The sequence below is a fragment of the Streptomyces brasiliensis genome (assembly GCF_014647875.1).
Taxonomy (GTDB): Bacteria; Actinomycetota; Actinomycetes; order Streptomycetales; family Streptomycetaceae; genus Streptomyces; species Streptomyces brasiliensis.
In genome coordinates, this window is the sequence record NZ_BMQA01000002.1 from 288,027 (window position 1) to 300,506 (window position 12,480).

The 12,480-nt window shown below is 68.3% G+C and carries 12 protein-coding genes; 2 read left to right on the forward strand and 10 right to left on the reverse strand.

Annotation, left to right across the window (positions count from 1 at the left end; all coding sequences use genetic code 11):
- Positions 1–98 precede the first annotated feature (98 nt).
- Both pafA and IEZ19_RS05000 read right to left on the reverse strand, forming a co-directional pair.
- The gene (pafA, locus tag IEZ19_RS04995; protein ID WP_189309750.1) at positions 99–1,460 is read right to left on the reverse strand and encodes a Pup--protein ligase; all 1,362 of its coding nucleotides are present in this window, start codon (positions 1,458–1,460) and stop codon (positions 99–101) included.
- A 9-nt stretch (positions 1,461–1,469) separates the two neighbouring features.
- Positions 1,470–2,729: an MFS transporter gene (locus IEZ19_RS05000; protein ID WP_189309751.1), complete on the reverse strand. Its 1,260-nt coding sequence runs from the start codon at positions 2,727–2,729 to the stop codon at positions 1,470–1,472.
- Between the two features lie 99 nt (positions 2,730–2,828).
- Between IEZ19_RS05000 and IEZ19_RS05005 the strand changes: the two genes are divergently transcribed.
- Positions 2,829–3,839: a LacI family DNA-binding transcriptional regulator gene (locus IEZ19_RS05005; RefSeq protein WP_189309752.1), complete on the forward strand. Its 1,011-nt coding sequence runs from the start codon at positions 2,829–2,831 to the stop codon at positions 3,837–3,839.
- A 73-nt stretch (positions 3,840–3,912) separates the two neighbouring features.
- Here the strand turns inward: IEZ19_RS05005 and prcA are convergent, their stop codons facing one another.
- The 6 genes from prcA to arc all read right to left on the reverse strand — a co-directional run bounded on the left by prcA (position 3,913) and on the right by arc (position 10,028).
- The gene (prcA, locus tag IEZ19_RS05010) at positions 3,913–4,650 is read right to left on the reverse strand and encodes a proteasome subunit alpha (protein WP_189309753.1); all 738 of its coding nucleotides are present in this window, start codon (positions 4,648–4,650) and stop codon (positions 3,913–3,915) included.
- Between the two features lie 60 nt (positions 4,651–4,710).
- A complete protein-coding gene (prcB, locus tag IEZ19_RS05015) occupies positions 4,711–5,556 on the reverse strand; it encodes a proteasome subunit beta (RefSeq protein WP_189309754.1) in 846 nt (281 codons plus the stop codon).
- A complete protein-coding gene (locus IEZ19_RS05020; RefSeq protein WP_189309755.1) occupies positions 5,508–6,098 on the reverse strand; it encodes an endonuclease VII domain-containing protein in 591 nt (196 codons plus the stop codon). The genes prcB and IEZ19_RS05020 overlap by 49 nt, the downstream gene beginning before the upstream one ends.
- 9 nt (positions 6,099–6,107) lie before the next feature.
- Positions 6,108–6,326: a ubiquitin-like protein Pup gene (locus tag IEZ19_RS05025; protein WP_189309756.1), complete on the reverse strand. Its 219-nt coding sequence runs from the start codon at positions 6,324–6,326 to the stop codon at positions 6,108–6,110.
- Positions 6,327–6,516: 190 nt separating this feature from the next.
- Positions 6,517–8,028 carry a depupylase/deamidase Dop gene (gene dop / locus IEZ19_RS05030; protein WP_373296912.1) on the reverse strand — a complete coding sequence of 504 codons (1,512 nt, stop codon included), beginning with the start codon at positions 8,026–8,028 and terminating at the stop codon, positions 6,517–6,519.
- Between the two features lie 233 nt (positions 8,029–8,261).
- Positions 8,262–10,028 (reverse strand): proteasome ATPase, encoded by a 1,767-nt coding sequence (gene arc / locus IEZ19_RS05035; protein ID WP_189309757.1) that lies wholly within the window; start codon positions 10,026–10,028, stop codon positions 8,262–8,264.
- A gap of 246 nt (positions 10,029–10,274) precedes the next feature.
- Here arc and IEZ19_RS05040 point away from each other — a divergent pair, with 246 nt between their 5' ends.
- On the forward strand, positions 10,275–10,577 hold the full coding sequence (locus tag IEZ19_RS05040; RefSeq protein ID WP_189309758.1) for a ferredoxin: 303 nt from the start codon (positions 10,275–10,277) through the stop codon (positions 10,575–10,577).
- Positions 10,578–10,662: 85 nt separating this feature from the next.
- On the opposite strand, the gene IEZ19_RS05045 is transcribed toward IEZ19_RS05040, so the two are convergent.
- Together IEZ19_RS05045 and IEZ19_RS05050 are read right to left on the reverse strand one after the other, a co-directional pair.
- A complete protein-coding gene (locus IEZ19_RS05045; protein WP_189309759.1) occupies positions 10,663–11,241 on the reverse strand; it encodes a hypothetical protein in 579 nt (192 codons plus the stop codon).
- Between the two features lie 229 nt (positions 11,242–11,470).
- The gene (locus IEZ19_RS05050) at positions 11,471–12,373 is read right to left on the reverse strand and encodes a tRNA (adenine-N1)-methyltransferase (protein ID WP_189309760.1); all 903 of its coding nucleotides are present in this window, start codon (positions 12,371–12,373) and stop codon (positions 11,471–11,473) included.
- Positions 12,374–12,480: the final 107 nt, after the last annotated feature.

The window sequence follows — 12,480 nt, forward strand, 5'->3', positions numbered from 1 at the left end:
CAACTCTACGGTGTGAGAAGGGCGCCGTACGGGAAACGTACGGCGCCCGTGTGGCGTTCCGGTGAGGCACCGGAGACGCCTTGCTCACATACCGGCGATCACATTCCGGCGATGAGTTTCTCGACCCGGTCGTCCACCGAACGGAACGGGTCCTTGCACAACACCGTGCGCTGTGCCTGGTCGTTGAGCTTGAGGTGCACCCAGTCGACCGTGAAGTCCCGGCGCTGTTCCTGCGCCCGGCGGATGAAGTCGCCGCGCAGCCGGGCCCGAGTGGTCTGCGGCGGCACCGACTTGCCCTCGAAGATCTTCAAATCGTTGGCGATCCGGGCGGCTTGCCCCTTCTTCTCCAGCAGGTAGTACAGGCCACGACGACGGTGGATGTCGTGGTAGGCGAGATCTATCTGCGCGACCCGCGGATGCGACATCGTCATGTTGTGCTTGGCGCGGTACCGCTCGATGAGCTTGTACTTCATCACCCAGTCGATCTCGGTGCCGATCCGGTCGAGGTCCTCCGCCTCGATCGCGTCCAGCGTGCGGCCCCACAGCTCCAGGACCTGCTCGACCGTGCCGGTGCGGATGCCGCGGCGCTCGCAGAAATCCACGGCCTTCTCGTAGTACTCCCGCTGCACCTCCAGTGCGGAGGCCTCGCGGCCACTGGCCAGGCGCACCTTGCGCCGGCCCGTGATGTCGTGGCTGACCTCACGGATCGCCCGGATCGGGTTCTCCAGGGTCAGGTCCCGCATCACCGTGCCCGCCTCGATCATGCGCAGCACCAGATCGGTCGCGCCGACCTTCAGCAGCATCGTCGTCTCGGACATGTTCGAGTCGCCGACGATGACGTGGAGACGGCGGTAACGCTCCGCGTCCGCGTGCGGTTCGTCGCGCGTGTTGATGATGGGCCTGGAACGGGTCGTCGCCGAGGAGACGCCCTCCCAGATGTGCTCCGCCCGCTGACTGACGCAGTACACGGCACCGCGGGGGGTCTGCAACACCTTGCCCGCGCCGCACAGCAGCTGCCTCGTCACCAGGAACGGGATGAGGATGTCCGCGAGCCGGGAGAACTCCCCGTGCCGCGCCACCAGATAGTTCTCGTGACAACCGTAGGAGTTGCCCGCCGAGTCCGTGTTGTTCTTGAAAAGGTAGACGTCGCCCGCGATTCCCTCCTCGTGCAGGCGTCGTTCCGCGTCCACCAGAAGTCCTTCGAGAATGCGCTCGCCGGCCTTGTCGTGGGTGACCAGTTCGATCACGTTGTCACATTCGGGTGTCGCGTATTCCGGATGTGACCCCACGTCGAGATAGAGCCGGGCGCCGTTTCGCAGAAAGACATTGCTGCTACGGCCCCATGACACGACACGGCGGAAGAGGTACCGCGCCACCTCGTCAGGCGACAGACGGCGCTGTCCCCTGAACGTGCACGTGACGCCGTACTCGTTCTCCAGCCCGAAAATGCGGCGGTCCATGAGTGAACATTACGCCCGATCCTCCGAGCTGAAACGGGGTTGGACAGCACGATCTCGATCATTTTCCGATGAAGCCGCAACGACCGCACCTCGCGCGGGAGCTGCGAGGACCCGCCCGGTGGCCAGCAGAACCAGCAACGACACGGCGCCCGCGGCACCCGGAACCGCGAAGCCCCACAGGGCGCCGCCCGCCTGGACCACCGGGCCCGCGAGGCCCGTTCCGACCGACGCACCCACCGTGAACGTCGTCACAAGCCAGGAGAACGCCTCGGTGACCGTGCCGCGCGGCGCATGCCGATCCACGATGACGAAGGCGCAGGCGATGCACGGCGCGAGGAACACCCCGGCGAGCACGGTGAGCAGCACCATGGCCACCGCGCCGGGCAGCAGCATGAGCGGCAGGTAACACACCGCCAGAAGCCCCACCAGCACACGCAGTCGCCGCTCGGGCACGCCACTCCACCGACGGGCCCCGTAGACGATCCCGCCCACGAGCGCGCCGAGGCCCAGGGCGGCCATCAGCCAGCCGTACACCACGTCACCACCGTGGCCGTCGGCGTACGGCACCGACGCCACCGTGATGGAGCCGAGCGCGATCCCCACGAACAGGAACGCGCCGAGCAGCGCCAGCAGGCCGGGCGACCTGAGCGCACCCAGCCAGTGTGCCTCGCGCGGCGCCGAACGCCACCTGCGCGACGGCGCCGACACCACCACGGAGAGCGCGCCCAGCACACCCACGACGTTCAGGACCAGCAGCGCGGCCCGCTCGTCCCACAGCGACACGCACAGCGTCACCAGCAGCGGCCCGACCGTGAACATGACCTCCTGCGCCACCGCGTCCATGGCGTACGCCGTGTGCACCTGCTCCTCCCGGCGCAGCACCGAGGGCCACAGCGCCCGCAGACCGCCCTCCAGGGGCGGAGTGAACAGACCGGCGGCCGCCACGGCGGCATACGCGAGGGGCAGCGGGTCGGTGCCGGAGAAGGCGAAGACGGTCATCGAGAGCGCGGAGAGGACGGCCGCGGGCAGCTGCACCCGGGGCTGCCCGTGCAGGTCCACCAGCCGCCCCAGGGCCGGCTGCCCCACGGCGTTGGCGACCCCGTACACGGCCGCCAGCACCCCCGCCAGGCTGTACGTCCCGCCCTCGGCGCGGACGAACAGCACCAGCGCGATCGCGGCCGTGGCGTTCGGCAGCCGGCCCACCAGCGTGCCCACCAGCAGTCGGGCCGCGTGTCTCGCCCTGAGGATCTCCAGGTATCCCGCGGCCATGTCCCGCCCTCCACGTGTTACGTATAACTTGCTCCGCCATACGTACCATGTGCGCTGTTCCCAGTCCAGACGAAGGCAAGGCGAAGGAGCGCACCCACGGTGGCACGCAGCAGCACGCGACCGACGAGCCGTGACGTCGCCCAGGCCGCCGGAGTCTCCCAGGCCGCCGTCTCACTCGTCCTGGGCGACAAATGGCACGGCCGGGTCTCGGCCGCCACCGCCGAACGCGTCCGGGAAGCCGCACGCGACCTCGGCTACCGCCCCAACCTCGCCGCCCGCAACCTCCGCATGGGCCGCACCCGCACCGTGCTCCTCGTCGTCCCCGCCCTCACGACCGAGTTCTTCGCCGGCGTCTACACCGGCGCCGCCCGCGTCGCCGCCCAGCACGGCTTCGGCATCGTCCTCTACCCCTCCCCCGAAGGCATCGGCCCGGCCCGCAACCCCTTCGCCTCCGCCCAAGCCGCCCTCGACGGCGTCATCGCCTCCTCCATGGCCGCCGACGCCCTCACCGCCATCCGCGGCGACCAACTGCCCCTCGTGATGCTCGACAGCGACCCCGACGGCAGCCTCGGTGCCGCGACCGTGAACCTCGACATCGCCGACGGCGTACGCCAGGTCGCCGACCACCTGCTGGCCCTCGGCCACCGGCACTTCCTCCACCTCGCCGCCGACGTCGCGTCCTGGACCTTCGACGTACGCGCGCGTGAACTGGCCGCCCGAGTGGGCACCGTCGAGGGCACCACCCTGCGCACCGCCCGCGCTCCCATCTCCATCGAAGGCGCCGTGACCGCCGCCGAAGCCGCCCTCAGCGGCCCCCGCCCCACCGCGGTGGTGTGCGACGACGACATGCTCGCCGCAGGCGCCTACAAGGCCGTACGCCGCCTCGGACTCCGCGTCCCCGACGACATCTCCGTCACCGGCCTCGACAACCTCGCCCTCGCCACCGCCCTCGACCCCGAACTGACGACCGTACGCCTCGACGCGGAACTCTTCGGCGAACGCGGCATGCGGGCCCTGCTGGCCGTCCTGGAAGGCCGGGAGCCGGAGAGCGGCGACATTCCCGTGGAGCTGGTGGTACGGGGCTCCACGGCACCGCCACACACAGCCTGAACGCCGGCCCCGAACGCCGTGTGCCCCGGCCGTAGCGTCGGCCGGGGCACACCAAGGGCGGGGTGAGGCGCGCCTACTCCTCCTCGGAGCTCTCCGCCTCCGTGGCCGCGCCCTCCGCCTCCAGCAGGCGGGAGAGCTGACGGCCGACGATGCGCTTGAACTTGCGCTGCTGCGGACGCGTACGGTCCAGTACGGCCACTTCCAGGCGCTCGGCGGGAATCTCCCGCTCCGTGCCGTTCGTGTCCCGGGACAGGGCCTGTACGGCCAGCTTGAGCGCCTCGGCCAGGCTCATGCCGTCCTGGTGCTGCTGGTCCAGGAAACTGCTGATCTGCTCCGCATTGCCGCCGACCGCGACCGAGCCGTGCTCGTCCACGATCGAACCGTCGTGCGGCAACCGGTAGATCTGGTCACCCTCAGGGGAGACACCTACCTCGGCGACGACCAGTTCCACCTCGTACGGCTTCTCGGCCGCACTCGAGAAGATCGTGCCCAGCGTCTGGGCGTACACGTTCGCCAGACCACGGGCGGTCACGTCATCACGGTCATAGGTGTAACCGCGCAGATCGGCGTACCGGACACCACCGATGCGCAGGTTCTCGTACTCGTTGTACTTGCCGGCGGCCGCGAACCCGATCCGGTCATAGATCTCGCTGAACTTGTGCAGCGCACGGGACGGGTTCTCGCCGACGAAGACGATGCCGTCGGCGTACTGCAGCACGACCAGGCTGCGGCCACGGGCGATGCCCTTGCGGGCGTACTCCGCCCGGTCGGCCATGGCCTGCTGGGGTGAGACATAGAACGGCGTCGACACCGGTTATCCGTCCCTTTCTGTCGAAGTCACAGGATCACCTTGACAAGAACCGCAGCCGGACTACAGCAGCGCGGCCCGCGGGCCGTCGGGCTGCTCCAGCCGGCGCTCCAGCACCGAGCGGGCGATCTCGGAGGACTCGTCCTCGGTGAGCCGGCGGAAACCGTCCTCGGTGATCACGGTGACGATCGGGTAGATCCGGCGGGCGACATCGGGACCACCGGTCGCCGAGTCGTCGTCTGCCGCGTCGTACAGGGCCTGCACCACGAGGGTCGTGGCCTGGTCCTCGGTCAGGTCCTCACGGAACAGCTTCTTCATGGCACCGCGCGCGAAGATCGAACCGGAGCCGGTGGAGGCGTACCCGTGCTCCTCGGAACGGCCGCCGGTGACGTCGTACGAGAAGATCCGCCCCTTGTCACGGTCTACATCGAACCCGGCGAACAGGGGCACGACAGCCAGCCCCTGCATGGCCATGCCGAGATTGGACCGGATCATGGTCGACAGCCGGTTCGCCTTGCCCTCCAGCGACAGCTGAGCGCCCTCGACCTTCTCGAAGTGCTCCAGCTCCAGCTGGAAAAGCTTGACCATCTCGACGGCGAGACCGGCGGTGCCGGCGATACCGACGGCCGAGTACTCGTCCGCCGGGAACACCTTCTCGATGTCCCGCTGCGCGATGACGTTGCCCATGGTGGCCCGCCGGTCACCGGCCAGCACGACGCCGCCCGGGAAGGTCACGGCGACGATGGTCGTGCCGTGCGGAGCCTCGACGACCCCCTGGGTGGGCGGCAGCTGCCGCTTCCCGGGGAGCAGCTCGGGCTGGTGATCGGAGAGAAAGTCCATGAACGAGGAGGACCCAGGCGTCAGGAAGGCAGCTGGTAGACGCCCGGTGCCACGAGTGTTGGCTTCCACGAGTTTCCTTCCAGATAGGCGGCGGCCCGACGTACGGCGTCGGGGTCGTCCCCCAGCTTGCCGATGGCCGAGTTGCAGTTGAAGCACAGTACGCCACGGACCCTACCCGTCCTGTGGCAGTGATCCACATACACGGCCGGAGCTTGCAAGCAGATCACACAGAGCCCCCGCTGGGAGGCCACCATCGCGTCCCGCTCGGCTTCGGTGAGGCCGTATTGGCGCATCAGGTGGTCTCGCCGCCCGCGCTCGGCCCGGCAGGCCTTGCAGCGCGTCGACAGACCGTCCGAAGCGGTCGTATTGCGATGCCATTCGCTGTGCGGCTTGATCTCGCCGCATGTCCGGCAGAGCTTGTGCCCGTCGGGCACATCCACCTGGTCGCGAACGATCTTGCCCCTGGCTTCCTGGCGACGCCGGTAGTACCCCGCAGCGCATTCACGGCAACCGGTCTGCAGGCCATCAGGCCGTGACCGGTTGCTCGCGAACGCGCTGACCGGAAGTACCTCCTGACACGTCGAGCACTTCTTCCCGCCCCCGTCGTTCATGTTTGTGAACTACTGTCCACCCTTTTGAACGAACGAGCGTACGAAGTCCTCGGCGTTCTCCTCCAAGACGTCGTCGATTTCGTCCAGCACGGAGTCCACGTCGTCCGACAGCTTCTCCTGCCGTTCCTTCAGGTCCTCCGCAGCCTGCGCGTCCTGCGACTGCTCCTCGACCTCCTCGGTCGAGCGCGTCGCCTTCTGCTGGCCGCCGCCGGTGTCCTTGGTCGCCATAACCCTCACCCCGCTCAGTTCGCCCGACATGGTCGACAGGTCGGCATTCCTGCCGATCGGTGATGATCAGACCCTACAAGCCGGGTCCGACATCGGCCCCGCAGTTTCTCCAACGCACGGGGGCCACCTCGATGATTCCCGGGAGCCGGGATTTCCACCCCGCGCGCCCGGTACGGTCCGACATCTCGGGTCAGCCGCCGGAGAGGACCCTGACCAGGTCTTCCGCCGTACGGCAGCGGTCCAGCAGCTCCTTGACGTGATTTCGCGTTCCGCGTAGTGGTTCGAGGGTTGGAACGCGCTGGAGGGAGTCCCGCCCGGGCAGGTCGAAGATCACGGAGTCCCAGGACGCGGCCGCGACGTCGTCGGCGTACTGCTCCAGGCAGCGGCCGCGGAAGTAGGCCCGGGTGTCCTCCGGCGGCTTCGTGCGCGCCCTGTCGACCTCGGTCTCGTCCAGGAGGCGCTTGATGCGGCCGCGGGCCGCCAGACGGTTGTAGAGGCCCTTCTCGGCCCGTACGTCCGCGTACTGGAGGTCGACGAGGTGCAGCCGGGCGGCGTCCCAGTCGAGGTCGTCGCGGCGGCGGTAGCCCTCCATCAGCTCTCGCTTGGCCACCCAGTCCAGTTCCCCGGCGAGGCTCATCGGGTCGTTCTCGAGCCGGTTGAGGGTGTCCTCCCAGCGGGTCAGGACGTCCTTGGTCTGGTCGTCGGCGTCCGCGCCGTAGCGTTCCTCGACGTACTTGCGGGAGAGCTCGAAGTACTCCATCTGGAGCTGGACCGCGGTGAGTGTCCGGCCGCTGCGGAGCGTGACGAGGCGCTTGAGCGTCGGGTCGTGCGAGACCTGGTGGAGGGTGCGGACGGGCTGGTCGACGGCCAGGTCCACGGCGATGAAGCCGTCCTCGATCATCGAGAGGACGAGGGCCGTGGTACCCAGTTTGAGGTACGTGGAGATCTCGGAGAGGTTCGCGTCGCCGATGATCACGTGCAGCCGGCGGTACTTCTCCGCGTCGGCGTGCGGTTCGTCGCGGGTGTTGATGATCGGACGCTTGAGCGTGGTCTCCAGGCCGACCTCGACCTCGAAGTAGTCCGCGCGCTGGCTGAGCTGGAAGCCGTGTTCGTGGCCGTCCTGACCGATGCCGACGCGGCCGGCGCCGGTGACGACCTGGCGGGAGACGAAGAAGGGCGTGAGGTGGCGCACGATGTCCGAGAAGGCGGTCTCCCGCTTCATCAGGTAGTTCTCGTGCGTGCCGTAGCTGGCGCCCTTGTTGTCGGTGTTGTTCTTGTAGAGGTGGATCGGCTGGGCGCCGGGCAGCTGGGCGGCCCGCTCGGCGGCCTCGGCCATGATGCGTTCGCCGGCCTTGTCCCAGAGGACGGCGTCCCGCGGGTTGGTGACTTCAGGGGCGCTGTATTCGGGGTGTGCGTGGTCGACGTAGAGTCGTGCGCCGTTGGTGAGGATCACGTTGGCGAGGCCGATGTCCTCGTCGGTGAGCTGGCTGGCGTCGGCGGCCTCGCGGGCGAGGTCGAAGCCTCGCGCGTCCCGCAGCGGGTTCTCCTCCTCGAAGTCCCAGCGGGCCCGGCGGGCCCGGTGCATCGCCGCCGCGTAGGCGTTGACGATCTGGGACGAGGTGAGCATGGCATTGGCGTTGGGGTGGCCGGGGACGGAGATGCCGTACTCCGTCTCGATGCCCATTACTCGCCGTACGGTCATGCGGCCCTCCTTGCCCGGCGGCACCCTCGGTCTTGGGCGCCGCTCACGTACCGCTGGCGCTCCGGTGCGTGTGCGGTGCCCGTCCCCGCACTGCGCGACTCGGCGGTACGAAAGAGCCTAGAACGCCTTTGCGCTGGTGGGGAGATCATTTGCGTCATTGCCTGCTCCAGCCGTGGCCTGAAAAACAGTCCGCTGCGGGTACCCGGTGAGGGCACCCGCAGCGGCCCCGCCTTTTACAGGTACTGACCCGTGTTCGCCACCGTGTCGATGGAGCGTCCGGTGTCCGCGCCCTGCTTTCCGGTGACGAGGGTACGGATGTAGACGATCCGTTCGCCCTTCTTGCCGGAGATCCGGGCCCAGTCGTCCGGGTTGGTGGTGTTGGGCAGGTCCTCGTTCTCCTTGAACTCGTCCACACAGGCCTGGAGCAGGTGGGAGACGCGGAGGCCCTTCTGGTTGTTGTCGAGGAATTCCTTGATCGCCATTTTCTTGGCGCGTCCGACGATGTTCTCGATCATGGCGCCGGAGTTGAAGTCCTTGAAGTAGAGGACTTCCTTGTCGCCGTTGGCGTAGGTGACCTCCAGGAAGCGGTTCTCCTCGGATTCGGCGTACATGTGTTCCACAGCCGTCTGGATCATGCTCTGGACGGTGAGGGTCTTGTCGCCGCCGTGTTCGCCGAGGTCGTCCGCGTGCAGCGGGAGGCGCTCGGTGAGGTACTTCTGGAAGATGTCCTTGGCCGCTTCGGCGTCCGGGCGTTCGATCTTGATCTTCACGTCGAGCCTGCCGGGCCGCAGGATGGCCGGGTCGATCATGTCCTCACGGTTGGAGGCGCCGATCACGACCACGTTCTGCAGGCCTTCGACACCGTCGATCTCGGCGAGCAGCTGGGGGACGATGGTGTTCTCCACGTCCGAGCTGACGCCGGAGCCGCGGGTGCGGAAGAGGGACTCCATCTCGTCGAAGAAGACGATGACGGGGGTGCCCTCGCTGGCCTTCTCACGGGCACGCTGGAAGACGAGGCGGATCTGCCGCTCGGTCTCACCGACGTACTTGTTGAGCAGCTCGGGGCCCTTGATGTTGAGGAAGAAGCTCTTGCCGGCGGCCTGGCCGGTCACCTCGGCGACCTTCTTGGCGAGGGAGTTGGCGACGGCCTTGGCGATGAGCGTCTTGCCGCATCCGGGCGGTCCGTAGAGCAGGACGCCCTTGGGCGGGCGCAGTTCGTGCTCCTTGAACAGGTCGGGGTAGAGGTACGGGAGCTCGACCGCGTCGCGGATGGCCTCGATCTGGCCGGAGAGGCCGCCGATCTGTTCGTAGCCGATGTCCGGGACCTCTTCGAGGACGAGTTCCTCGACCTCGCTCTTGGGGACGATCTCGTAGACGTAGCCGGAGCGGGGTTCGAGCAGGAGGGCGTCGCCGGGGCGGATGGTGACGTCCAGCAGCGGCTCGGCGAGCCGTACCACCCGTTCCTCGTCGGTGTGCCCGAGGACCAGGGCGCGTTCGCCGTCCTCGAGGATCTCCTTGAGGGTGACGATGTCCCCGACGCGCTCGAACTTCATGGCCTCGACCACGTTGAGCGCTTCGTTGAGCATGACTTCCTGGCCGCGCCTGAGGTCGTCGACCTCGACGCTTGGGCTGACGTTCACCCGGAGTTTGCGGCCGCCGGTGAAGATGTCGGCGGTTCCGTCCTCGTTGGCCTGCAGGAAGACTCCGAAGCCGGCCGGTGGCTGGGCGAGCCGGTCGACTTCTTCCTTGAGGGCCACGATCTGGTCCCGGGCCTCGCGGAGCGTGTTGGCGAGTCGCTCGTTCTGGGCGGACACGCCGGCCAGGTTCGTCTGCAGCTCGACGATCCGCTCTTCGAGAATCCTCGTGTGTCGCGGAGAGTCGGCGAGCTTGCGTCGCAGGACGGCGATCTCCTGCTCAAGGTAGGCGATCTGCCCGGCCGGGTCCTCGGACCCTCGTCCCGGGCGGATGCCGCGGTTCATGTCGTCGTCGTGGGCTGCCACGGTCCTCACCTCCTCCAAGGGGAGCTGGACGCTTCCAGACCCTACCTGGGTGGGTGTCGATTGAAACCCCTAGATCACAAAGACTGTCAAGAGGTGTCCGATCTTCACCCTTGCGCTCTCCCTCACGCCAGGGGAATACCCAGTGAACATGATTGGGAAGCGGCCGGGGGTAGGGTCACCACTGTTCAACACCCGTCAGAGCTGGCCGGATTCCCGATCGGTTCGACGTATTCACCGGCAGGAGAGATGAGCGTGCAGCAGGAGGCCCGCGGCGACGGGGCGCTGGAGGTCTGGATCGATCAGGATCTGTGTACGGGCGACGGGATCTGTGCCCAGTACGCGCCTGAGGTGTTCGAGCTGGACATCGACGGGCTGGCCTACGTGAAGGGCGCGGACGACGAGCTGTTGCAAGCCAAGGGGGCAGTGACTGCGGTGCCGTTGCCGCTTCTCACGGATGTGGTCGACTCGGCGCGGGAGTGCCCCGGTGAGTGCATCCATGTACGCCGGGTTTCGGACAGGGTCGAGGTCTACGGGCCCGACGCGGAGTGACGCGTCGGGCACATGTGGTGACCTCTGTCTGGTTTCTCACATCTCACATGCCGGACCGGGATGCCTCTATGTCGCAGTCGGCATGTCACACGCTGTGGGCGGCGGAGGGGGTGGAGCGGACGAACGCGCGGCCGTTCCACTGCCACTTGGCGTCGCTCTTGACGTCGGGGCAGCAACTCGGCACGTCGGCCGAGGAGTAGCCGAGCAGGGTGGCGGTGACGGCTCCGGCACGGACGGCGAAGTCGGTGACGGTGTGCCGGTCCTTGGGGTCGACGAGGGTGGCGACGACGCGGGGCTGCCGGGCGCCGGCGGCCTGGGTGAGGACGTAGACGGCGTCGGGCGGGGTGCCCATGGGGGCGTCGCAGTGGACCACGGCGACCGTCTCGGGGCGGCCGTCGCCGTCGAGGTCCCCGCTGGCCTTCTTCTGCACCAGGACCTTCACCGGGCCGCATTCCAGGGGGAAGTCGACGCCTGTGGTGCTGGGGGCGGTGGCCGCGGGTGCGGTCTTGGACTGCGTACCGGCGGCGGGCTGGGCGGCTTTGGCCGAGCCGGGCTGCAGCACTGAGGAGAGTGCCACGGCGCCGAGGACAGCGGTTGCGGTGGCGACCCAGTGGATGGGTCGGGGGTGTGCGTGAGCGAGTTCCGGGACGGCGGAGTGCTGCACTAGGAGTGTCTCCTGTGAGGGCTGTGCCGGTGGGGGTGGCCAGCATGGTGCCACACGTCACAGTGCGGGGGAACGGCGGGGTCCGGGTTTTCGCAGGCGTTGCCGGGCTGGGGCCCGAAGGTCTGGGTCGTCCGGTGTCCTGTCAACGCACGGGCGCCGTGGCCGAGTTCCCGGAATCGGTCCGGAACTCGGCCACGGCGCCTGTGCGTTGGTGGTGGTGTGGGGCGGGTCAGCGGCCTGTTCCGCCGTCGGCGTTGGGGCCGGCGTAGTCCTCGCCGTAGGCGCCCTTGGCGGGGCGGCGGCGGCGCATGGGGGGCTCGACGCCGTCCGCGAGGCGACGGGCGGTGAGCAGGAAGCCGGTGTGGCCGATCATGCGGTGGTCGGGGCGGACGGCGAGGCCCTCGATGTGCCAGTTGCGGATCATCGTCTCCCAGGAGGTCGGCTCGTTGAAGCAGCCGATCTCGCGGATGGACTCGACGGTCCGCGCGAGCTGGGTGGTGGTGGCGACGTAGCAGCAGAGGATGCCGCCGGGCACGAGTGCCTTGGAGACGGCCTCGAGGCATTCCCAGGGGGCGAGCATGTCGAGGATGACGCGGTCGACGTCGGTGTCGGAGAGGTTGTCCTGGAGGTCCCCGACGGTGAGCTGCCAGGCGGGGTGCGGTCCGCCGAAGTAGCGCTCCACGTTCTGCTGGGCGATCTCGGCGAAGTCCTCGCGGCGCTCGTAGGAGTGCAGCATGCCCTGGTCGCCGATGGCGCGCAGCAGGAAGCTGCTGAGCGAGCCGGAGCCGACGCCGGCCTCGACGACGCGGGCGCCGGGGAAGATGTCGGCGAAGGCGAGGATGTGCCCCGCGTCCTTCGGGTAGACGACGGCTGCCCCGCGGGGCATGGACAGGACGTAGTCGGGGAGCAGGGGGCGCAGCGCGAGGTAGGCGACGTTGCCGGTGGTGCGGACAACGCTGCCCTCGGGAGCACCGATCAGTTCGTCGTGCGGGAAGGACCCCTTGTGGGTGTGGAAGTTCTTCCCGGCTTCGAGCGTGAACGTGTAGTGGCGGCCCTTGGGGTCGGTCAGCTGTACCTGGTCCCCGACCTTGAAGGGCCCGCGCCTGCGGGCGGCACCGGTCGGTTCGGACATGTGACCAGCCTACCGGCGTTTGAGGGGGTCGCCGACCATGTGCGGAGGGTCCTGGAGCTGGTGCTCTGACCGGAAAGGTTCACCGGCTCGCGACGGCATACCTTCCC